Origin of the sequence: Demequina sediminis, assembly GCF_030296675.1 — a bacterium.
Taxonomy (GTDB): Bacteria; Actinomycetota; Actinomycetes; order Actinomycetales; family Demequinaceae; genus Demequina; species Demequina sediminis.
In genome coordinates, this window is record NZ_AP027736.1 from 1,493,285 (window position 1) to 1,513,565 (window position 20,281).

General features: G+C 70.1%; 22 protein-coding genes and 2 pseudogenes. 7 read left to right on the plus strand and 17 right to left on the minus strand.

Annotation, left to right across the window (positions count from 1 at the left end; genetic code table 11):
* Positions 1 to 5: 5 nt before the first annotated feature.
* From QUE44_RS07600 to QUE44_RS07605, 3 genes are all read right to left on the minus strand, one after another.
* On the minus strand, positions 6 to 1,073 hold the full coding sequence (locus QUE44_RS07600) for a BMP family lipoprotein (RefSeq protein WP_286213906.1): 1,068 nt from the start codon (positions 1,071 to 1,073) through the stop codon (positions 6 to 8).
* Positions 1,074 to 1,192: 119 nt separating this feature from the next.
* Positions 1,193 to 1,543 (minus strand): hypothetical protein, encoded by a 351-nt coding sequence (locus QUE44_RS14090; RefSeq protein ID WP_350226812.1) that lies wholly within the window; start codon positions 1,541 to 1,543, stop codon positions 1,193 to 1,195.
* Positions 1,528 to 2,211 carry a sugar phosphate nucleotidyltransferase gene (locus tag QUE44_RS07605; protein ID WP_350226813.1) on the minus strand — a complete coding sequence of 228 codons (684 nt, stop codon included), beginning with the start codon at positions 2,209 to 2,211 and terminating at the stop codon, positions 1,528 to 1,530. The genes QUE44_RS14090 and QUE44_RS07605 overlap by 16 nt, the downstream gene beginning before the upstream one ends.
* Positions 2,212 to 2,396: 185 nt before the next feature.
* Between QUE44_RS07605 and sdhC the strand changes: the two genes are divergently transcribed.
* From sdhC to QUE44_RS07625, 4 genes are read left to right on the plus strand one after another with little or no spacing between them, the layout of a single operon-like run.
* Positions 2,397 to 2,726 (plus strand): succinate dehydrogenase, cytochrome b556 subunit, encoded by a 330-nt coding sequence (gene sdhC / locus QUE44_RS07610; protein WP_433997162.1) that lies wholly within the window; start codon positions 2,397 to 2,399, stop codon positions 2,724 to 2,726.
* Positions 2,719 to 3,210 carry a succinate dehydrogenase hydrophobic membrane anchor subunit gene (locus QUE44_RS07615; protein WP_286213908.1) on the plus strand — a complete coding sequence of 164 codons (492 nt, stop codon included), beginning with the start codon at positions 2,719 to 2,721 and terminating at the stop codon, positions 3,208 to 3,210. Before sdhC ends, QUE44_RS07615 begins: the two co-directional genes overlap by 8 nt.
* Entirely contained in the window at positions 3,207 to 4,976 is a 1,770-nt protein-coding gene (sdhA, locus tag QUE44_RS07620; protein WP_286213910.1) for a succinate dehydrogenase flavoprotein subunit, read from the plus strand. The genes QUE44_RS07615 and sdhA overlap by 4 nt, the downstream gene beginning before the upstream one ends.
* Before the next feature lies 1 nt (position 4,977).
* On the plus strand, positions 4,978 to 5,742 hold the full coding sequence (locus tag QUE44_RS07625) for a succinate dehydrogenase iron-sulfur subunit (protein WP_286213911.1): 765 nt from the start codon (positions 4,978 to 4,980) through the stop codon (positions 5,740 to 5,742).
* Positions 5,743 to 5,834: 92 nt separating this feature from the next.
* On the opposite strand, the gene QUE44_RS07630 is transcribed toward QUE44_RS07625, so the two are convergent.
* From QUE44_RS07630 to sigE, 7 genes and pseudogenes are all read right to left on the minus strand, one after another.
* Positions 5,835 to 6,737: a YihY/virulence factor BrkB family protein gene (locus tag QUE44_RS07630; RefSeq protein WP_286213912.1), complete on the minus strand. Its 903-nt coding sequence runs from the start codon at positions 6,735 to 6,737 to the stop codon at positions 5,835 to 5,837.
* Between the two features lie 6 nt (positions 6,738 to 6,743).
* Positions 6,744 to 7,751 (minus strand): tryptophan--tRNA ligase, encoded by a 1,008-nt coding sequence (gene trpS, locus QUE44_RS07635; RefSeq protein WP_286213913.1) that lies wholly within the window; start codon positions 7,749 to 7,751, stop codon positions 6,744 to 6,746.
* Entirely contained in the window at positions 7,748 to 8,164 is a 417-nt protein-coding gene (locus tag QUE44_RS07640; protein ID WP_286213914.1) for a twin-arginine translocase TatA/TatE family subunit, read from the minus strand. The genes trpS and QUE44_RS07640 overlap by 4 nt, the downstream gene beginning before the upstream one ends.
* A 5-nt stretch (positions 8,165 to 8,169) precedes the next feature.
* A complete protein-coding gene (locus QUE44_RS14095) occupies positions 8,170 to 8,532 on the minus strand; it encodes a PDZ domain-containing protein (protein WP_350226924.1) in 363 nt (120 codons plus the stop codon).
* Positions 8,533 to 8,697: 165 nt separating this feature from the next.
* A pseudogene (locus tag QUE44_RS07650) lies at positions 8,698 to 9,299 on the minus strand (S1C family serine protease); the annotation flags it as partial.
* A gap of 264 nt (positions 9,300 to 9,563) precedes the next feature.
* A complete protein-coding gene (locus tag QUE44_RS07655; protein WP_286213917.1) occupies positions 9,564 to 10,406 on the minus strand; it encodes an anti-sigma factor family protein in 843 nt (280 codons plus the stop codon).
* Positions 10,403 to 10,990 (minus strand): RNA polymerase sigma factor SigE, encoded by a 588-nt coding sequence (gene sigE / locus QUE44_RS07660; RefSeq protein ID WP_425557946.1) that lies wholly within the window; start codon positions 10,988 to 10,990, stop codon positions 10,403 to 10,405. The genes QUE44_RS07655 and sigE overlap by 4 nt, the downstream gene beginning before the upstream one ends.
* 117 nt (positions 10,991 to 11,107) lie before the next feature.
* Between sigE and QUE44_RS07665 the strand changes: the two genes are divergently transcribed.
* Entirely contained in the window at positions 11,108 to 11,737 is a 630-nt protein-coding gene (locus tag QUE44_RS07665) for an O-methyltransferase (RefSeq protein WP_286213919.1), read from the plus strand.
* A gap of 3 nt (positions 11,738 to 11,740) precedes the next feature.
* Here the strand turns inward: QUE44_RS07665 and QUE44_RS07670 are convergent, their stop codons facing one another.
* The 3 genes from QUE44_RS07670 to dapE form a co-directional block, all read right to left on the minus strand.
* Positions 11,741 to 11,914, minus strand: coding sequence for a DUF3117 domain-containing protein (locus tag QUE44_RS07670; protein ID WP_286213920.1), 174 nt, complete (start codon positions 11,912 to 11,914; stop codon positions 11,741 to 11,743).
* A 94-nt stretch (positions 11,915 to 12,008) separates the two neighbouring features.
* Complete coding sequence (locus QUE44_RS07675; protein WP_286213923.1) at positions 12,009 to 12,737, minus strand: LOG family protein; 729 nt, start codon at positions 12,735 to 12,737, stop codon at positions 12,009 to 12,011.
* A gap of 9 nt (positions 12,738 to 12,746) precedes the next feature.
* Entirely contained in the window at positions 12,747 to 13,838 is a 1,092-nt protein-coding gene (gene dapE, locus QUE44_RS07680) for a succinyl-diaminopimelate desuccinylase (protein ID WP_286213924.1), read from the minus strand.
* Positions 13,839 to 13,868: 30 nt separating this feature from the next.
* On the opposite strand from dapE, the gene dapD reads away from it, so the two are divergent.
* The gene (gene dapD, locus QUE44_RS07685) at positions 13,869 to 14,816 is read left to right on the plus strand and encodes a 2,3,4,5-tetrahydropyridine-2,6-dicarboxylate N-succinyltransferase (RefSeq protein ID WP_286213926.1); all 948 of its coding nucleotides are present in this window, start codon (positions 13,869 to 13,871) and stop codon (positions 14,814 to 14,816) included.
* A 1-nt stretch (position 14,817) separates the two neighbouring features.
* On the plus strand, positions 14,818 to 15,708 hold the full coding sequence (locus QUE44_RS07690) for a hypothetical protein (RefSeq protein ID WP_286213928.1): 891 nt from the start codon (positions 14,818 to 14,820) through the stop codon (positions 15,706 to 15,708).
* Here QUE44_RS07690 and QUE44_RS07695 read toward each other — a convergent pair.
* From QUE44_RS07695 to QUE44_RS07710, 4 genes and pseudogenes are all read right to left on the minus strand, one after another.
* Positions 15,681 to 16,971: pseudogene (locus QUE44_RS07695) on the minus strand (citrate synthase). The gene QUE44_RS07690 and the pseudogene QUE44_RS07695 sit on opposite strands and share 28 nt — an antisense overlap.
* Positions 16,944 to 18,131, minus strand: a complete 1,188-nt coding sequence (gene dapC, locus QUE44_RS07700) for a succinyldiaminopimelate transaminase (RefSeq protein WP_286213930.1) — start codon at positions 18,129 to 18,131, stop codon at positions 16,944 to 16,946. The pseudogene QUE44_RS07695 and the gene dapC overlap by 28 nt, the downstream one beginning before the upstream one ends.
* Positions 18,132 to 18,140: 9 nt before the next feature.
* Complete coding sequence (fdxA, locus tag QUE44_RS07705; protein ID WP_042215085.1) at positions 18,141 to 18,461, minus strand: ferredoxin; 321 nt, start codon at positions 18,459 to 18,461, stop codon at positions 18,141 to 18,143.
* 112 nt (positions 18,462 to 18,573) lie between these two features.
* The gene (locus QUE44_RS07710) at positions 18,574 to 20,190 is read right to left on the minus strand and encodes a VanW family protein (protein WP_286213932.1); all 1,617 of its coding nucleotides are present in this window, start codon (positions 20,188 to 20,190) and stop codon (positions 18,574 to 18,576) included.
* Between the last annotated feature and the right edge of the window lie 91 nt (positions 20,191 to 20,281).

The following is a 20,281-nucleotide window of genomic DNA, read 5'->3' on the forward strand; positions in this document are numbered from 1 at the left end:
CGCGACTAGGAGGTCGCGATCGACCCGTCGATGATGCCCGCCGTGATGGTCTCGAGCTCGGCGAGAACGTCCTCGCTCACGACCGAGGCGGTGGTGCCGAGGCCGACACCCTCGTTCTCGAGCGTGCCGAAGTAGGCCTCGGCCGAGAAGCCGGCGCCCACCGCAGCCTCGTTGACCACGTCGTGGACCGCGGGGCCCATGTTCTTCATGATCGAGGTGAGGATGATGTCGCTGTACTCGGGCGCGGTGAGCGTCCAGTCGGAGTCGACACCGATGATCCAGGTGTCACCGGCCGCCTGCGCGGCGGCGGCGGCGCCGAGGCCCACGGGGCCCGCGACAGGGAGGATGATGTCCGCACCCTGGTCGATGAAGCCCTGCGTGAGGTTCTGGCCCTTGGTGGCGTCCTCGAAGTCACCGGTGAACGAGCCGTCGGTGCCGTCCCAGCCGAGCACCGTGACGTCGCCGCCGGTGGTCTCGTTGAAGTAGTTAACGCCGCGGTAGAAGCCGTCCATGAAGACAGTGACCGGCGGGATGTTGATGCCGCCGAAGGTCGCCACGGTGCCGGTCGCGGTGGTGGCCGCTGCGGCGTAGCCCGCGAGGAACGCGGCCTCGTTGGTGCTGAAGAGGATCGGCTTGACGTTGTCGACCGGCTCGTCGAACGCGTTGTCAATCATCGCGAAGTTGGTGTCGGGGTTCGCGGCGGCCGCAGCGGCGGTCGCGTCACCCAGGAGGAAGCCCACCGTGACGATCAGGTCGCAGCCGTCGGCCACGAGCGCGTCGATGTTCGGGCCGTACTCGTTGCCGTCCTGCGACTCAACGGTGTTGTACTCCAGGCCGAGCTCCTCGGAGATCGACACCAGGCCCTCGTAGCCGGCCTGGTTGAACGACTTGTCGTCGAAGCCGCCCGCGTCCGAGACCATGCAGGGGCGGTAGTCGACGGTCTCCACGGGCGTCTCGCCGCCGGCCGTGGCGGAGGACGAAGCAGCGGGCTCCTCCTCGGGCGCCGAGGCGCAGGCAGCCAGCACGAGCGCCGACACGGCGGTCAGCGCGCCCACACGGATGATGTTCTTCATCAGGTGTTTCCCTCTCTTCTGCCCGGCGGTCGCCGGGCTGGGTGTAAGCGTTATCGTACGCGCGGTTGTGTTACGCGGGACGGCGCCGATGTTGCGTCCAGGCAACGATTGGGTATCGTTCACGCCGTTTCGAGCGAGGCGGACGCGTCCTTCACGCGCTGGGCCGCGGACCGCACCGTGACCAGCAGGGCCTCGTCCGACTCGACCACCACGGCATCGTCCACCCCCACGATCACCACGGGCTTGGTGCCCCCCACGACGAGCGCCCCCGCGGCGCCCACGGCGCCGACGGGCGCGGTGCGGTGGATGCTCACGGCGGTTCCCGCGACGCCCGAGAGCTCCGCGAGCGAGTCGAAGTCGCCCACGTCGTGCCACTCGAAGGTCGCGGGCACCACGGCCACGCCGCCCGCGGCCGCCACGGGTTCGGCGATCGCGTGGTCGATCGCGATGCGGGTCAGCGTGGGCCACACGCGCGCGAGCACCTCGGCGCGAGCGGGCCCGTCCCACGCGGCGGCGATCTCCTCACCCCTGCCGCGAGCGCGGGCTGCAGCCGGTCGAGGTGGCCCAGCAGGGCATCGGTCCTCACGACGAACATCCCCGCGTTCCACGCGAAGCCGCCGCGCGCGAGCATTCCCGCCGCGGTCTCGGCGTCGGGCTTCTCCGTGAACGCGACCACATGGCGCGCCGCGCCGGTGAGCGCCTCTCCCATCTCGATGTAGCCGAAGGCGGTCGAGGGCTCGGTGGGCTCGATACCGATCACGACGACCTTGCCCTCGCGCGCGACCTCGACCGCCCGCGCGACCGTCGCACGAAAGGACGCGGCGTCGGGGATGAGGTGGTCCGCCGCGAAGGATCCGATGACCCGCGGCCCCCACCGATGCTCGACCACCGCCGCCGCGAGCGCGATCGCGGCCATCGAGTCGCGCGGGCTGGGCTCGGTGAGCAGGTCCTCGCGGGGCAGGTCGAGCTGGCCGGCCACGGCGTCGACGTGCCGCTCCCCCGTCACCACCAGCACCCGGCTCGACAGCGGGCGCACGCGCGCGACCGTGTCCTGAATGAGGGTCGCCCCCGTGCCCAGCAGATCGAGCAGGAACTTGGGCCGGTGAGGCTGTGACAGCGGCCACAGCCGCGAGCCCACTCCCCCGCGGGGATCACGATGACGAGGTCGTCGATCTCGGTCGCCGACGGAGTCTCGCCGGACGCTGGCGCGCTGTGCTCGGAGGTCATGGGGACCACATTAGGATGAGCGACATACCCGGTTGAGTTCGAAGGAGAACCGTGTCCCCCACGACAACGCTCTATCGAGGCCATGAAGGCATGTGGATGTGGGTCGTCCATCGCGTGACGGGCGTCGCCATCTTCTTCTTCCTGCTTGTCCACGTGTTGGACACGGCCCTTGTCCGGGTGTCGCCCGAGGCCTACAACGAGGTCATCGGCAGCTACAAGACCCCGATCTACGGGCTCGTCGAGGCGGGGCTGGTCGCGGCCATCCTGCTGCACGCGTTCAACGGACTGCGCATCATCGCGGTCGACCACTCGACGTGGGCGCTGCGCCACCAGAAGCAGCTCGTGTGGGCCGTGTGGGTGCTGTTCGCGATCCTCATGGTGCCGTTCCTCGTCCGCCACCTCGGACACGTCTTCGGGGGTGCCTGATGACCACCGCACAGCCGGCACAGCCCGCCCCCGCGCGCCGCGCCTCAAGGAGCCCCAGGTCCGCTCGGGCCGCCTTCGCCCCGGCGCGGAGCAGTGGTCGTGGCGCTTCATGCGCCTGTCGGGGCCCCTTCTCGTGGTCCTGATCCTCACGCACCTCTTCATCAACCTCATGACGGGCGACGGGGTCAACCAGATCGACTTCGCGTTCGTCGCGGGCAAGTGGGCCGCACCGCTGTGGAAGATCTGGGACCTCACGATGCTGGTGCTCGCGATGCTGCACGGCGGCAACGGCATGCGCCTGCTCATCAACGACTACGCGCAGCGCCCGTGGATGAAGAAGCTCCTGCACGGCGCGCTCGGGGTGGCGGTCATCGGCATCATCGTCCTCGGTAGCCTGGTCATCTTCACGTTCGACCCGTGCCCGACTGGGACGGATCCCGAACTCCTGAACATCGAACTCTGCAAGGAACTTGGACGGCTATGACCCACCACGAGTACGACGTCGTCATCGTCGGCGCCGGCGGCGCCGGCATGCGAGCCGCCCTGGAGAGCTCTCAGCGGGCCCGCACCGCGGTGCTCACCAAGCTCTACCCCACGCGCTCGCACACCGGAGCGGCTCAGGGCGGCATGGCCGCGGCCCTTGCCAACGTCGAGGACGACTCGGCCGAGTGGCACGTGTTCGACACGATCAAGGGTGGCGACTACCTGGTGGACCAGGACGCCGCGGAGATCCTGTGCAACGAGGCGATCGACGCGGTGCTCGACCTCGAGAAGATGGGCCTGCCCTTCAACCGCACGCCCGACGGCAAGGTGGACCAGCGCCGCTTCGGCGGTCACACCCGCAACCATGGCGAGGCCGCCGTGCGGCGCGCGTGCTACTCCGCCGACCGCACGGGCCACATGATCCTGCAGACGCTCTACCAGCAGTGCATCAAGCAGGAGGTCGAGTTCTTCAACGAGTACTACGTGCTCGACCTCATCCTCGACGGCGACCCTCAGCAGGCCGGCCCCGGCGAGGAGGTCGCGGTGGCGGGCGTGGTCGCTCTCGAGCTGTCGACGGGCGAGGTGCACACCTTCCGCGCGAAGTCCGTGATCTTCGCGACCGGCGGCGCAGGCAAGATCTTCAAGACGACGTCGAACGCGCACACGCTCACGGGCGACGGCATGGGCATCGCGCTCACCGCCGGGCTCCCGCTCGAGGACATGGAGTTCTTCCAGTTCCACCCGACGGGCCTCGCGGGCCTGGGCATCCTGCTGTCCGAGGCCGCGCGCGGCGAGGGCGGAATCCTGCGCAACTCCGAGGGCGAGCGCTTCATGGAGCGCTACGCCCCCACCATCAAGGACCTCGCGCCGCGCGACATGGTCGCGCGTGCGATGGCCAACGAGGTTCGCGAGGGCCGCGGCGCGGGTCCCCACAAGGACTACGTATTGCTCGATCTCACGCACCTCGAGCCCGCCCACATCGACGAGAAGCTCCCTGATATCACCGAGTTCGCGCGCACCTACCTGGGCGTCGAGCCGTACACCGAGCCGGTGCCGGTCTACCCCACCGCGCACTACGCGATGGGTGGCATCCCCACCACGGTGAAGGGCGAGGTGCTGCGCAACAACACCGACGTCGTCAAGGGCCTCTACGCCGCCGGGGAATGCGCGTGCGTGTCCGTCCACGGCGCCAACCGGCTGGGCACCAACTCGCTGCTCGACATCAACGTGTTCGGCCGCCGCGCGGGAATCGCCGCCGCCGAGTACGCGGCCTCCGTGGAGGCCGCCCCCGTCTTGCGGGACGATGCCGCGGCCAGGGTCGAGGGCATCGTCACCCGTCTCTTGGGGACCGTGGGCGGCGAGGGCACCGCGCGCGTGGCCGACGTCCGCAAGGCCCTCCAGGAGACCATGGACCGCAACGTCCAGGTGTTCCGCGACGCGGCCTCGCTCGAGGAGGCGCGCGGCGTGGTCGCCGAGCTCAAGAAGCGCTACGAGTCCGTCGCGATCCACGACCGCGGGCGCCGCTTCAACACGGACCTGCTCGAGGCGATCGAGCTGGGCTTCCTGCTCGAGATCGCCGAGGTCGTGGTCGAGGGTGCGCTCGCTCGCGAGGAGTCCCGCGGCGGCCACTACCGCGAGGACTTCCCCACGCGCGACGACGAGCGCTTCCTCCACCACACGATGGCCTATGCGACGCCCGACGGTGTGCGGCTCGACACCAAGCCCGTGGTGATCACCAAGTACCAGCCCATGGAGAGGAAGTACTGACATGACGGCGACTGTCGAGACCCCCGCCGTGGGCGAGGTCGCGTCCATTCAGGTGAAGCTCCGGATCCTGCGGTCGAACCCCGAGGGCACCGCGGACCATGCGCCGGGAGAGGCATACTGGCAGGAGTTCGAGATCGAGGCGCACGCCACCGACCGCGTGCTCGACGCCCTCCACAAGATCAAGTGGGAGCAGGACGGCTCGCTCGCGTTCCGTCGCTCGTGCGCGCACGGCGTGTGCGGATCCGACGCGATGCGTATCAACGCGCGCAACCGCCTGGCATGCAAGACGCTACTCAAGGACCTCAACCCGGCCAAGCCCATCATCGTCGAGCCCATCAAGGGCCTGCCGGTCGAGAAGGACCTGATCGTCGACATGGAGCCGTTCTTCGCCTCCTACCGCGAGATCATGCCGTTCCTCATGACCACGGGCAACGCGCCCACGCGCGAGCGGCTGCAGTCCCCCGAGGAGCGCCAGCGCTTCGACGACACGACCAAGTGCATCATGTGTGCCGCGTGCACCACGTCGTGCCCGGTGTTCTGGACCGATGGCCAGTACTTCGGCCCCCAGGCGATCGTCGGCGCGCATCGGTTCATCTTCGACTCTCGCGACGAGGGTCAGTGGGACCGCCTCGAGATCCTCAACGACAAGGCCGGCGTGTGGAAGTGCCGCACGGCGTTCAACTGCACCGAGGCCTGCCCGCGCGGCATCGAGGTGACCAAGGCGATCTCCGAGGTCAAGAAGGCGCTCACGACCGGCGAGATCTAAGCACTGCCCGCGCCGTGCGGGAACCGCGCGACACCGGTCGCGAAAGGTGTGACGTGCGACAGGGGTACGGCAGGTCAGGACGTCGCGGCGGGTCAGGATGTCGCCTGCGACTCCTCGCGTGTGCCGAGCCACGCCGCACCCATGAGCACGATCCTCGCCACGAAGTCCGCAAAGATCATGATCGACACGAGCGCGGCGAACGAGCCCAGCACGGGATTGTCAGCCACGCCGCCGACCACATAAGACACACCCAGTCGCAGCGTCCCGATCGCGACCGCCGTCGCCGCGAGCGTCCACAGGAGGGGCCTGCGCGGTCCCTCATAGCGACCCAACACCACGATCGCGAGCGCCACGAAGGCGGCGTCGAGTAGCACCCCCACGAACAGCGCCGGCCCGCGCACGATCCACTCCGACACGAGCTCGATCGACACGAGGTCCGCGAGCGCCTCCGCGAACCGCGACGCAAGCACCTGCAGCGCGAAGCCGAGCACCACGACCACGAACAGCGAGAACAGCGCGATAAGGTCGCGCACCTTGCCCTGGACGGGGCCCGCGAGGTCCCCGCCGAGCATCGCCCTCACGCCCAGGCGCATGCCCCCCAGGTAGCGCGTCGCGGTATTGAGAAGCAGCAACAGGCCCACGACTCCCACGATTCCCGTGATGGTCTGCGGGCGGATCGCGGAGGGATCCACGAGGGCGTCCTCGCCCGTGCCGACCACTCCGGGCAGCACTCCGTCGATGAACGAGTAGAAGGCCTCGTTCCACGCGCGGTTGTTCTGCACCAGGTAGCTGGACGCGGTGACGCCGATCACGAGCGCGGCGGCGATCGAGGTCAGCGAGAAGTACGCGATGCCCCCCGCGAGGACCATGCCGTTGCGGTCCTTCATGCGCTCGAGCGTGCGTCCCGCGTGGCTCGCGTCAAAGCGCTCTTTGAGCGCCTTGCCGCGTGCGACGAGGGTGCCCGCCTTGTCCTTGAGGTCGGTACCGCTCGTCATGCTCCCCTATCGATGCAGCGGAGGCAGCAGCCCCAGCCGGTCGTAGATCCGGTCCAGCGTGGCCTGGGCGATGGTCGATGCCTTCGCGGCGCCCTGGGCCAGCACCCCGTCCAACCGCTCGGGGGACTCGATCCATTCCATCGCGGCGTCGTGGAACGGCGTGAGGTACGCGACGACGACGTCGGCGAGGTCGACCTTGAGGTGTCCGTACATGCGGCCCTCGTACTCCGCGACCAGGCCGTCGACATCACGACCCGTGAGCGCGGAGTAGATCGTCAGCAGGTTCGACACACCGGGCTTGGCCTCGCGGTCGAAGCGGATCACGGAGTCGAGGTCGGTGACGGCCGACTTGATGTTCTTGGCGACCTTCTTCGGGTCGTCGAGCATCTCGATGATGCCCTTGGGATTGCCGGTCGACTTCGACATCTTCTTGACCGGGTCCTGCAGGTCGTAGATCTTGGCCGTCTCCTTGACGATGTGCGCCTCGGGCACCATGACCGTTCCCTCGCCGAACCGCCCGTTGATGCGCTGCGCGAGGTCGCGCGACAGCTCGAGGTGCTGGCGCTGGTCCTCCCCCACCGGCACCACGTCGGTGTCGTACAGCAGGATGTCGGCGGCCATGAGGATCGGGTAGGTGAACAGGCCCACGTTCGCGCCGGACTCGCCCGTCTTCTGCGCCTTGTCCTTGAACTGGGTCATGCGCGACGCCTCGCCCATGCCCGTGAAGGTGCTGAGGATCCAGGAGAGCTCCGCGTGCTGCGGCACGTGGGACTGCACAAAGCACAGGGAGCGCTCCGGATCCACACCGGCCGCGAGGTACTGGGCCGCGGTGCGGCGCGTCCGCGACCGCAGCAGCTCCGGCTCGGGCGCCTGGGTGAGCGCGTGCAGATCGACCACGGAGTAGATGGCGTCGTGGGTGTCCTGGAGCTTGACCCACTCGACCAGCGCGCCCAGGTAGTTGCCAAGGTGGAGGGAGTCGGAGGTCGGCTGCATGGCCGAGAACACGCGGGTCATGCGCCCATTGTTCCAAAGAACGGGAGCGGCTCGGACCGCCCCGCCCGCAGCCACCCGGCCCCGGCATCGTCCCGGGGGACGGGACGATGCCTAGGTGGCGTCGGAATCGAACGGCGCCTTGCCGGGGGCGGGGGTAGAGGGCGCGGAGCCGCCGCCCTGGGCGGCGGCGACGGCTCGGCGAGCGCATCACGGACGATCCGGCGGGGGTCGTACTGGCGCGGGTCGAGCTGAGACCAGTCGACCTCGTCACCCACCTCCTGCTTGAGGGTCGCCTTGCCCGACTGCACGAGGTCGCGGCCCTTGATCACGAGGTTGCGCAACTGGCGCGCGTACTCCGGCATCCGCTCGGGCCCGACCACGAGGATCGCGACCAGCACGAGGATGAGGAGTTCCCCGCCGTTGATGTCCAGCATGCGCCCTATTCTGACGGGTCGGGGAGCATGCCGCCATCACCGTCGGGGCCGGACTGCTCGGGCGCCGACTCCTCGGGCTCACCCGAGTCGCCGTACGAGACCTCGGTGTTGGCCACGAGGGTCACGGTGATGTCCTGTTCGGACTCGCCGCGACGGACCGTGAGGACCACGTCCTCGTCGGGGGCCTTCGCGCGGATCGCGACCACGAGCTCGTCGCTGCGCGTGATGGGGCGACCGTCGATCGCGGTGATGACGTCTCCCGACTCGATGCCAGCGAGGTCGGCGGGACCACCCGACGCGACGCCGCCCTCGTCGGCGACCTTGACGCCCTCTCCCGTGTACGTGCCGTCGAGCACGACACCCACCACGGGGTAGGTCGCGGTGCCGGTCGCGATGATCTCCTCGGCGGTGCGTCGCGCCTGGTTCGACGGGATCGCGAAGCCGAGCCCGACCGAGCCGGACTGGCTGGCGGAGCTGCCGAGCGAAGCGATGGCCGAGTTGATGCCGATGACCTCGCCGCGCGCATTGAGCAGCGGCCCGCCCGAGTTGCCGGGGTTGATCGCCGCGTCCGTCTGGATCGCGTCGATGAACGCGGTGGACTCGGTGTCACCCGCCGTCACGGGCCGGTGGAGTGCGGACACGATTCCCGTGGTCACGGTGGCCTCGAGACCGAGGGGGATCCGACGGCGATGACGTCGTCACCCACGACCATGGCGTCGGAGTCGCCGAGAACGAGCGGCGTGAGGCCGGTCGCGTCGATCTTGACCACGGCGAGGTCGTAGTCGGCGGTCGCGCCGACGATCTCACCCTCGTACTCGGTGCCGTCGCTCATCACGACCGTCACGGTGTCGCCGTCGGAGCCCGACACGACGTGGTTGTTGGTGAGGATGTAGCCGTCCTCGCGAATGATGAAGCCCGATCCCTCACCGGCGACCTGGCCGCCCTGAAGGTTCTCGATCGACACCACCGAGGGCAGCACCGAGGCGGCAACCGAGGCGACCGTGGTGGAGTCCGTGCTCGAGATCGTCGAGTTGCCCGACTGCGGCAGCGTGGCAGCGGCGCCGGAGGACGCGGAGGAGGGGCCGAACTCGTCGTAGGCCCATGCGCCGCCGAAGCCGGCGCCCGCGCCAAGCACGAGAGAGCCCGCGACGATCGCGGCGACCGTCGAGCGGCGCAGCCGCGCGGGGCGGGTCGCCGGGGACTGCGGAAACGCGGCCGGCTCGGCGGGGGCACCGCGGGCGGGAAGAAGGAGGCGCCGGGCGCGGCGGACGGCAGCTCGACCGTGTCGTGGGTCGGCCGCGAGAGGTCGGTGGTCGTGGCAGGCGCCTCGGGAGTCGAGGCCGTCAGGTCGCGCGGAGGCGCGAAGGGGTTGTCATTCATGCGTGGGGATCCCTTGCGGCTAGTGGCCGGTCAGCGCGTCGGCGAAGACGCCCATGCCGGCCATGACTTGGTCGACGAACCCTGGCTCGTCGTCCTGCGGGAACGCGGCCGCCACCTCTTCAAGAGTGCCCTGTGCGCAGTCGCACGACAGGGCCACCACGATCTCGCCCGCCTGCCAGACGATTCGTGACGGCGAGGTGCCGATCACGTAGGCGTCGACGCCCTCGACATCGGCCAGCGGCAGGTCAGCCACGAGCTCGGGCGAGAGGCGTCCCTGCTGCTCGAGGACGAGCACCGGCACGGAGCCGTTCAGCAGGGTGGCGACGAGCACGGGAGAGCCATTGGGCACCTCCTTGAGCGCCGCCTCGACCGGTTCGAATCCACTCGACTGCCAATCCGGGTGGATCCATGCGCCCAGCTCGTCCCCGGAGCGCATGCTCCGGGAATCGATGCGGGCGACACTGAGGACGCCGTCCTCCGACGATGCCGTGAGGCCCGGGTCGACGTCGTCGGGCTCGCCCGCGACGTACGCCGCCCCCACGAGCGCCGCGAGCACGATCACGACGGACAGCGTGAGGACCACGGGACGGCGGTCGCGTCCGCGGGCCGCGCGCGCGTGGCGCGGGCTCTCGTGCTGAGCGATCTGCGCGATCCGGTCGCGGTCCAGCAGGCTGCGGGCGAAGGACATGTCGATTCCGGCGTCCGACGAGTTCAGGGCCTCACGCGCGAGGCGAAGGTCGTCCCAGCGCGCGGAGCACTCGGCGCACTCCTCGAGGTGAGCCATCGCCTCGGCCGCGGCATCCCTCGGGAGTCGGTTGTCGAGCAGATCGTGGATCCGCTCCCCCAGGTGCCGTCCGCTCACACGCCACCTCGCATCGGGGCGCGGTGAGCGAGCGACTCACGGAGCCGGGCGCGGGCGCGGGACAGGCGCGAGCGCACCGTGCCCATCTTGATGCCGAGCGTCGCCGCGATCTCCTCGTACGAGAGCCCCTCGATGTCCGCGAGCACCACGGCGGCACGGTACTCCGGCGGGAGGTCCGCGAGCGCGGCGATGATGTCGTCGCCGAGGTTCGACATGTCGAAGGCGTCTTCGGGCTGGCCGGAACGCTCGTGGCGGTCGAAGCTGTCCGAGGTCGCGACCGCGGAGTCGTCGTCGGCCATGAAGTCGAAGCGGATGCGCTTCTTGCGGCGCATGCGGTCGAGGAACAGGTTGGTCGTGATGCGGTGCAGCCAGCCCTCGAACGTGCCCGGCTTGTACTGCGAGAGCGAGTTAAAGACGCGCACGAACACGTCCTGCGTGAGGTCCTCGGCATCGTGCTGGTTGCCCGTGAGGTGATACGCGAGGCGGTAGACGCGGGCCGAGTGGTCCTCGACGATGCGCTCCCACGTGAGTTCGGGCGCGGCGGCAGGAGCGATCGTGGCCTCCAGTGCGGCGGTCTCGGTCATCGTGCGCTCCCCTCGTGCATCACATCGTGTCAACGGGTCCTGATGCGTCCATGTTCCCATGCGGTCCTGAGAGTTCCCTGAGAGGGACCGATACGCTGGGCTTCACAAGGAGGCGTGATGAGCACCGAAGCAGCGAACTGGGCCTACGCGGAGGACTTCGTCGAGGAGGACCGCGTGATCCTCGCGGCACGCGACGTCGCCGACCAGCTGGGATGCGTGCCGGTTCTCCCGGGCGCGGCCCGCGCGATCGAGGTCCTGGCGAGGACGATGCGCGCGAGCTCCGCGGTCGAGATCGGCACCGGCGCGGGGGTGTCGCTTACGTATCTGCTGCGCGGGATGGGCCCGAGCGGCGTCGTGACGACCATCGACGTCGAGCCCGAGCACCACCGCGCGGCGCGGCAGACCATCGCCGCCGGCGGATTCGCGCCCGAGCGCGCCCGCATGATCACGGGCCGCGCCCTCGACGTGCTGCCGCGCCTCACGGACGGCGGCTACGACATCGTCCTCATCGACGCGCGCAAGTCGGAGTACCCCGCGTACCTCGAGCACGCGATGCGGCTGTTGCGCTCGGGCGGCCTGCTTCTCATCGACAACGCGCTGTGGCATGGGCGTGTGCCCGACCCCGCTCAGCGGGATAAGGACACGACCGCGGTGAGGGAGACCCTCAAGGCAGTGCGAGAGGACGAGCGGCTCACGGTGGCGCTGCTGCCCTCGGGAGACGGCCTCCTCGCGGCCGTCAAGGAGTGACGGCTAGGACTGCGGGAGCGCGGCGTGGAGCGCGTCGCCGAGCTGCTTGACCTCGTCGGCCGTGATCTCGACCACGAGACGGCCTCCGCCCTCGAGCGGGACTCGCATCACGTAACTGCGACCCTCCTTCACGACCTCCATGGGGCCGTCGCCGGTGCGGGGCTTCATTGCAGCCATCGTGTGGTTCTCCTCGGGTGCGTCACGCGCCGCGAAGCACGGCGTTACGCTCGATTCTACTGCGCGCGGCAGACCGTGCCCAAATCACCCGCGCCTAGCCGTCCTCACGGGTGAGCGCGACCATGCGCGCCACGGCCTCGTCCGGATCGTCGGTGACGGACACCAACTCGAGGTCGGTGGGAGAGATCTTGCCGTCGGCCGCGAGCGTGTCACGCATCCAGTCGAGCAGGCCGCCCCAGTAGGACGTGCCGACCAGCACGATCGGGAACCGGCGCACCGTGCGGGTCTGGACCAGGGTGAGGCACTCGAAGAGCTCGTCGAGGGTGCCGTATCCGCCCGGCAGTGCGATGAATCCCTGGGCGTACTTCACGAACATGGTCTTGCGCGCGAAGAAGTAGCGGAAGTTGATGCCCAGGTTGACGTGCTCGTTGACGCCCTGTTCGAAGGGGAGCTCGATACCGAGCCCCACGGAGGTGCCGCCCGCCTCGGAGGCGCCCTTGTTCGCGGCCTCCATGCAGCCGGGGCCGCCGCCCGTGATGACGGCGTAGCCCTCCTCGACCAGGCGCCTGCCCACCTCGACGCCCGCCTCGTACTCCCACGAGCCGGGGGCGGACCGCGCGGAGCCGAACACGGTGATCGCGGGACCGAGCTCCGCGAGCGCGCCGAAGCCCTCGACGAACTCCGACTGGATGCGTAGCACGCGCCACGGGTCGTCATGCAGCCAGTCGGGACGATGCTGCCCGTCAAGCAGGCGCTCAGAGGTGGAGGTGGTGGGCACGTTGCGGCCGCGCAACAGGACGGGGCCCTTGCGGTACTCCTTCATGGTTCCTCCTCAGGACGTAAGCCAGGCCTCGAGACCGGCGCGGCACTGGTGGATCTCGATGACGGGACAGCGCTCGTCGTCGGCGTGGGCAAGTTCGGGGTCGCCCGGCCCGTAGTTGACCGCGGGGATCCCCAGCTCCCCGAACCGCGCGACGTCGGTCCACCCCTGCTTCGCGCGCGGAGCGGCGACACCCGTGCGCGCGACCGACTCGGCGAAGGACGCCGCGAGCGGCGCGTCGAGTCCGGGCCGCGCGGCGCCCGACAGGTCCGTGTAGACCAGGTCGTAGCCGTCGATGCCAGAGGAGGCGACGAGCGCCTCGAGGCGCGACTGTGCCTCCGCGAGCGTCCAGCGGGGAGCGAATCGATAGTTGAGCGTCACGATGCATTCGTCGGGGATGACGTTGCCCGCGATGCCGCCGGAGATGCGCACCGCGTTGACGCCCTCGCGATAGTCGAGCCCGTCGACGGTGAAGGTCTCGGGCTCGTGCTCCGCGAGCACGGCGAGCAGCGGCGCGGCGCGGTGCACCGCGTTGAGTCCCTTCCACGCCCGCGCACTGTGCGCGGCCTTGCCGTGGACGCGAACCTCGGCGCGCATCGTCCCGTTGCAGCCGCCCTCGATGACGCCCTGCGTGGGCTCGCACAGCACCGCGAAGTCGCCCGCGACCAGGTCGGGGCGCTCGCGGGCGATCCGGCCCAGCCCATTGCGGTCGGCCTCGACCTCCTCCTGGTCGTAGAAGACCCACGTGATGTCGCGCGTCGGCGCCGTGAGCGCGGCCGCGAGCGACAGCTGCACCGCGACCCCCGCCTTCATGTCGACCGCCCCGCGCCCCACGAGGTCGCCGTCGGCGGACCACTCGGAGGGCACGTTGCCCTTGATCGGCACGGTGTCAAGGTGGCCGGCGATCACCACGCGCTCGGGGCGACCCAGGTGAGTGCGCGCGACGATCGCGTTGCCCAGGCGGGTGACCTCGAGATGAACGAGGGGCGTGAGCGCGGCCTCGACGGCGTCGGCGATCCTGTCCTCGTTGCCCGAGACCGAGGGGATGTCGACGAGCGCCTTGGCCAGCAGCTCGACGGGGACGGCAAGGTCCAGGTGCGTCATGCGGTCAGCCTATCCACGTAATCTTGACGCATGACACGACCCGCCTTCGGATTCGGCCTCGCGACCATCGACGCCCAGGGAGTCGTCCTCGACACCTGGTACCCCGCGCCCGCACTGGGAGAGCCCAAGGTGCGCGCGGAGGCCTCGGCCCAGCTCAAGGCGGCCGAGCGCACCGACGACCTCCGCGACGTCCAGATTCGCGTCGTGCGCACCGTGATCGACCTCGACGAGCCGCCCGCCACGGTCGAGGATGCGTATCTGCGTCTCCACCTCCTGAGCCACCGCCTCGTGAGGCCGCACGGACTCAACCTCGACGGCATCTTCGGCGTGCTCACCAACGTGGTGTGGACGTCGGACGGCCCGTGCGCGATCGACGGCTTCGAGCAGGTGCGGCTGCGCTACCGTGCGTTCGGCCGCCCGCTCACGGTGTACGGCATCGACAAGTTCCCGCGCCTGGTCGACTACGTCGTGCCGTCCGGCGTGCGCATCGCCGACGCCGACCGCGTCCGCCTGGGAGCCCACCTGGCCGAGGGCACGACCGTCATGCACGAGGGATTCGTCAACTTCAACGCGGGCACGCTGGGCCACTCGATGGTCGAGGGCCGCATCTCCGCGGGCGTCGTGGTGGGCGACGGCTCCGACGTGGGCGGAGGCGCCTCGATCATGGGCACGCTCTCCGGCGGGGGCAAGGAGATCATCTCGATCGGCGAGCGCTCCCTGCTGGGCGCCAACTCGGGCCTGGGGATCCCCCTCGGCGACGACTGCATCGTCGAGGCGGGCCTGTATGTCACCGCGGGCTCGAAGGTGCTGCTCGTGGGCCAGAGCGACGACGACGGCAACCCGCTCGTGGTGAAGGCCCGCGACCTCGCGGGCCGCGACGGAATCCTGTTCCGCCGCAACTCCCTGTCCGGCGCGCTCGAGGCCGTGCAGCGCCAGGGCAAGGGCGTCGAGCTCAACGCCGCGCTGCACGCGAACTGACGTGGCATCGCGGCGCACCGCCGCCGCGGTGACCCTGCTCCTCCTCGCGACGGGCGGCGCGGTCTACGGCTCGTACCTGTGGAGTGAGAGCGCGCCGACTCCCCCACCGGGTGAGCAGTGCACGGTCGCGCTGGGCGAGTCGACGGACACGCTGAGCGCCGAGCAGGCCGCGAACGCCGCGCTCATCGCCGCGGCCTCGGCGCGCCTTGAGATGCCCGCGCGCGCCGCGACCATCGGCATCGCGACGGCCCTGCAGGAGTCTTCGCTGCGCAACATCGACCACGGCGACCGCGACTCGCTCGGCCTCTTCCAGCAGCGTCCGTCGCAGGGGTGGGGAACCGTCGAGGAGATCCTCGATCCGTACTACTCGACGGACACGTTCTACGCGGCGCTCGCGAAGGTCGACGGCTGGCAGGACATGGAGGTCACGGTCGCCGCGCAGACGGTGCAGAGGTCGGGCTTCCCCGACGCGTACGCGACGCGAGAGGCGTCCGCGCGGCTGTGGGCCTCGGCGCTGCGCGGTCACTCGGGGGTGCTCGCCGTGACGTGCGACGTGTCGGCTGGAGGCGGCACGACGGCGCAGGACTTCGCCGCGCGCATCGACCGCGACTTCGGGGCGGGCGCCTACGCGGTCGAGGTGGCCTCCGCGACGAGCGAGGCGATCTGGCTCTCCGTGTCGGGGGCGGACGCGACGGCGAACGACGCCTTCGCGGCATGGGCGGTCGCGGTGGCCCGCGAGGAATCCGTCGCGGCGGTCGCGGTGGACGATGCCGGCTGGCAGCAGGGCGAGGGACTCACCACTGTCGAGGTGCCCCGGCCGGGCGAGGGGGTGGCCGTGAGGCTCACGCCCCTGGCCGGCGAGGCTCAGTCCCTCTCGGACAGCGGCACGTAGGACCGCTCGACCTCGCCCGTGTAGATCTGGCGGGGGCGGCCGATCTTGGTGCGAGGGTCGTTCAGCATCTCCCTGTAGTGCGCGATCCAGCCCGGCATCCGGCCGAGCGCGAAGAGCGGCGTGAACATCGGCGTGGGAAGCCCATCGCCGAGTACAGCAGCCCCGTGTAGAAGTCCACGTTGGGGTAGAGCTTGCGCTCGATGAAGTACTCGTCGGACAGCGCGATCTCCTCGAGCCGCTGCGCCATCTGGAATGTCTCGTCGCTTCCGCCCAGGTCGGAGAGGAGCTTGTCGGCGACCTTCTTCACGACCGCCCCGCGCGGGTCGTACGACTTGTAGACGCGGTGGCCGAAGCCCATCAGGCGCGCGCCCTCCGCCTTGTCCTTGACCTTCGCCACGAACTGCTCGACGGTGTCGCCCGACTCCTTGATCTGGTCGAACATGCGCAGCGCGGCCTCGTTCGCGCCGCCGTGCAACGGGCCCGACAGGGCGCCGATTCCCGCCGCGACCGAGGCGTAGATGTTCGCGTGGGACGAGCCGACGATCCGCACCGTCGACGTCGAGCAGTTCTGCTCGTGGTCGGCGTGCAGGATGAGCAGCAGGTCTACCGCGCGGCGCACCGCGGGATCCATGTCGATGTCGCCCGACTGCGGGGCGAAGGCGATCCTCAGGAACTCGTCGACGTAGTGACCGCCGCGGCGGGGCTCGATGAGCTCTCCCCGCTCGCCCGGCGTTGCAGGTACGCGATCACGGTCGCGGTCTTGGCGAGCAGCAGCACGGTCGCGAGCTCGATCTGCTCGGGCGACCGGCCCACGGACTCGGGGTAGAAGGTGCTGAGCGCGGAGATCGCCCCCGACAGCACGGCCATCGGGTGGGCGTCGCGCGGGAAGGCCCCCAGGAACGCCTTGATGCCCTCGTGCACGTGCATGTGGCGCGACACGCGGTTGTTGAGGGCGGTGAGCTGGTCCTCGCTGGGCAGCTCTCCGTGGATGAGGAGGTAGGCGACCTCGAGGAACGTCGAGCTCTCGGCGAGCTGCTCGATCGGGTAGCCGCGGTAGCGCAGGATCCCCTCATCGCCGTCGATGTAGGTGATCGAGCTCTCACACGAGGCGGTGTTCATGAAGCCGGGGTCGACCGTCACCAGGCCGGTGTCGCGCAGCAGCGTGGCGACGGACACGCCATCGTTGCCGATCGTCGCGCGCTCCAGCGGGAGTTCGCGCGTGACGCCATCGATGGTCAGCCTTGCGTCCACCACTTGTGCCATGTTCTCCCCTTCGAAACCCATGCGCCGGTACCCCAATGCTTGAGCGCCGGTTTACTCGCGTTTTGCGAGCCTACTAGATGCGGCAGAGACTTCCTCTCGCCCGCCGTGAGCGCGATCCGCACGTGACGGCGTGCCGCCTCACCGTAGAACGCTCCCGGCGCGGCCAGGATGCCCGCCTCGGCGAGCATGCCGAGGGTGTCCCAGCAGTCCTCGCCCCTCGTGGCCCACAGATACAGTCCGGCGTTCGAGTGCTCGACGCGGAAGCCCGCCGCCTCGACGGCGGGCAGCAGCATGTCGCGACGCGCGCGGTAGCGCGCCTTCTGCTCGGCCACGTGGGAGTCGTCGGCCAGCGCGGCGACCATCGCGGCCTGCACCGGCGCGGGCACGATCAGCCCGGCGTGCTTGCGCACCTCGAGCAGCGCCGCGATCACGGCGGGATCGCCCGCGACGAAGGCGGCGCGGTAGCCCGCGAGATTGGACTGCTTCGACAGCGAGTAGACGGCAAGGACGCCCTCATGGCTGTCTCCGCACACGCGCGGGTCGAGGATCGACGGCACAGGGTCGTCCGTCCACGACAGCTCGGCGTAGCACTCGTCCGAGGCCACGATCGCGCCGATCTCGCGGGCCGCGGCGACCACCGCCGCGAGATCGCTCGCTCCGGTCACCGCGCCCGTGGGATTCGACGGGGAGTTCACCCACACGAAACGCACCGCGGGGTTGCCGCGCCACTGCTCGACGTCATCGGTCGCGAGCGGCGTCGCGCCCGCCAGGCGCGCCCCGACGTCGTACGTGGGGTAGGCCGCCCGCGGATGCACCACGACGTCGCCGGCCCCCAGCCCCAGGTACGCGGGCAGCGTCGCGACCAGCTCCTTCGAGCCGATGGTCGGCAGCACCGCGGCGGGGTCGACGTGCGGCGCCGAGCGCCTCCGTGCGAACCATGCCGCGACGGCCTCTCGCAGCGCGAGCGTGCCGTGCGTGGTCGGATAGCCGGGTGAGTCGGCCGCCGCCGCGAGCGCCTCCCTGATCACGGCAGGCGTGGGATCGACGGGCGTGCCGACGGAGAGGTCGACAAGCCCGCCGGGATGCGCCGCCGCGCGAGCGCGGTACGGCGCGAGGGAATCCCAGGGAAAGTCGGGCAGCGAGCGAGGGCTGAGCCCCATGCGCCCGGGTCAGCCGTTCTGAGGTGCCAGCGACTTGATGAGGTCGTGGTCGTGCTCGATCAGACCCATCTTCGCGGCGCCGCCCGGCGAGCCGATCTCGGAGAAGAACTCGACGTTGGCGTTGTAGTACTCCGCCCACTTGTCGGGCACGTCGTCCTCGTAGTAGATGGCCTCGACGGGGCACACCGGCTCACACGCACCGCAGTCCACACACTCATCCGGGTGGATGTAGAGCATGCGCTCACCCTCGTAGATGCAGTCGACCGGACACTCGTCGATGCATGCCTTGTCCTTGACGTCGACACACGGCAGGGCGATGACGTAGGTCACTGCGCCTCCTCCATCCAGGGGCTTGCGGGAACGCCGTCATCATACCGCCGTCGGAGCGCCCGTCGGACGCGAGGGAGGGCGCGCGCGCCCGCTCCCGGCCGCATCGTCCCCGCTACGTGCACGTGACTCCGTTGTTGGGCTTGTACGTCCACGTGAGCGACTCCGTGTCCACCAGCGCGCCGTCCAGGAACACCTTGCGCGTGTTCGTGATGGTGAAGCCGTCCGCGCCGATCGGCGTGTCGATGCAGCCCTCGTGGTCGGATTCGACCATCACTGCCGGCGTGACGTTGCTGCGGCCCGAGGCCGAGGTCTCGACCGTGAAGTGGGGCGTCGACCACACGTCGACGTGCAGGCGCCCCTCGTGCACATACGAGTTGAGCGTCAGCGCGTACGGGGTGTTGTTGCGGAACTTGACGTCGATCGCGCCCACGTAGATGGTCGCCTCGCGGCCGGCGGGATAGCGGGAGAAGTACTTGGAGTGAGGACGATGCTCGACGTCCTCGAGCCCCGCGAAGTAGGCGGCGTTGTAGAGGGTCGTGGCCATCTGCGAGAGGCCCCCGCCCAGCGCGTCCGCGAGGAAGCCATCGACGATCACGTGGGCCGGGTAGTACCCGTTGTCGGCCGTGATCGGGCTGAGCGCGTCGAGCAGCGAGAACGTCTCCCCGGGCTTGACGACGGTTCCCGTGACGAGCTCAGCGCCACGCACGAGGTTCTTGGTGCGGATCGTCTCGTTGGTGAGCGGCGTCGAGAACTCGGCGACGCGGTCCGTGAAGTCGCTGACGCCGAGGTCGTCGCTCGTGATGGCCGGCTCGGTGTCGCGGTACGGTAGCTCGCCCGCGCGGTTCGCGCTCTGCGCCGCGGTCGCGACGGCCTCGCCCAGGAGGGCACCGTCGATCGCGCGTCCGGGCTGCGACTGGGTCACCTGGATGCGGTGCGAGGCGTCGAACGAGAACGAGGCCCCCGTGGCCGCGCTGACCAGCGACGGCTCGGCGGATTCGAGCTCGGCCGCGAGGCTCTCGCCGTCGATCGCGAGGGCGAGGCCGCCCTCCTCGACCACGACGGAGCCGTGCCTCGTGAGCTGCTCGGAGGAGACCACCACGTCGCCGTTCGGCCCGGTCATCGCGACGTCCCCCGCGAGCACCTCGGCGTTGAGGACACGCGCAAACTCCTCGGCGTCCGCGGTCGACACGACGGGCTCGCTCGGTGCGGTCACCGCCTGAAACGAGTCGACGGGCCACGCGTCGGCGAGGCCCGCGGAGGTCGCCTCGACGTCGACGGCGACGCCCTCGCTCGAGGGCTCCGCGCTCGCGCCGGTGGATGCGATGCTCACCCCAGCGTCCTGCGCGGGGAGGTCGAGCACCGTCGCCGCCTCCGTGACGGCGTCGGCGAGCGCGTCGCTGTCGACAGACGTGACGGGGTCGATGTCGCGCTGCCCGCCCGTGAAGGCGCGCATCACGGTCAGGGGGTCGAGGCTGAAGCTGAGCAGCGAGTCGACGGTCGCGGCGGCGTCGACCGCGAGGCCAGAGTCCGCGGGCACGATCTCGACCGAGGTGGTTCCCGCCGTCACGGCGACCGGCGCCTCGCCCGCCGCGGCCGCTGCGGGCTCGAGAGCTTCGAGGGCGCCGTCGCGTCCCAGTCCGCCCACGTCGACACCCAGCACGGTGGTCCCCGACGGGATGCGGTCGGCCGCATACGCGGCCGCTCCCACGTAGCCACCCACCGCGAGCACCAGCGCGGCCGCGATGCCCCAGCGCGCCCACCGCCGACGCGGGCGGGGGCGGCGGTCTCGTCGGACGGCGCGTCGTCGGACGACGCGTTGT

What these genes read in the sequence shown, in the direction of transcription:
- QUE44_RS07675 (WP_286213923.1), bottom strand. Translation starts at nt 12,737, where the DNA reads ATGAAGGAGTACCGCAAGGGCCCCGTCCTGTTGCGCGGCCGCAACGTG.
- trpS (WP_286213913.1), bottom strand. Translation starts at nt 7,751, where the DNA reads ATGACCCGCGTGTTCTCGGCCATGCAGCCGACCTCCGACTCCCTCCAC.
- dapD (WP_286213926.1), top strand. Translation starts at nt 13,869, where the DNA reads ATGACACGACCCGCCTTCGGATTCGGCCTCGCGACCATCGACGCCCAG.
- QUE44_RS07640 (WP_286213914.1), bottom strand. Translation starts at nt 8,164, where the DNA reads ATGCTGGACATCAACGGCGGGGAACTCCTCATCCTCGTGCTGGTCGCG.
- sigE (WP_425557946.1), bottom strand. Translation starts at nt 10,990, where the DNA reads ATGACCGAGACCGCCGCACTGGAGGCCACGATCGCTCCTGCCGCCGCG.
- QUE44_RS07625 (WP_286213911.1), top strand. Translation starts at nt 4,978, where the DNA reads ATGACGGCGACTGTCGAGACCCCCGCCGTGGGCGAGGTCGCGTCCATT.
- sdhA (WP_286213910.1), top strand. Translation starts at nt 3,207, where the DNA reads ATGACCCACCACGAGTACGACGTCGTCATCGTCGGCGCCGGCGGCGCC.
- dapC (WP_286213930.1), bottom strand. Translation starts at nt 18,131, where the DNA reads ATGGGGCTCAGCCCTCGCTCGCTGCCCGACTTTCCCTGGGATTCCCTC.
- QUE44_RS07600 (WP_286213906.1), bottom strand. Translation starts at nt 1,073, where the DNA reads ATGAAGAACATCATCCGTGTGGGCGCGCTGACCGCCGTGTCGGCGCTC.
- QUE44_RS07665 (WP_286213919.1), top strand. Translation starts at nt 11,108, where the DNA reads ATGAGCACCGAAGCAGCGAACTGGGCCTACGCGGAGGACTTCGTCGAG.
- dapE (WP_286213924.1), bottom strand. Translation starts at nt 13,838, where the DNA reads ATGACGCACCTGGACCTTGCCGTCCCCGTCGAGCTGCTGGCCAAGGCG.
- QUE44_RS07630 (WP_286213912.1), bottom strand. Translation starts at nt 6,737, where the DNA reads ATGACGAGCGGTACCGACCTCAAGGACAAGGCGGGCACCCTCGTCGCA.
- QUE44_RS07670 (WP_286213920.1), bottom strand. Translation starts at nt 11,914, where the DNA reads ATGGCTGCAATGAAGCCCCGCACCGGCGACGGCCCCATGGAGGTCGTG.
- sdhC (WP_433997162.1), top strand. Translation starts at nt 2,397, where the DNA reads ATGTGGGTCGTCCATCGCGTGACGGGCGTCGCCATCTTCTTCTTCCTG.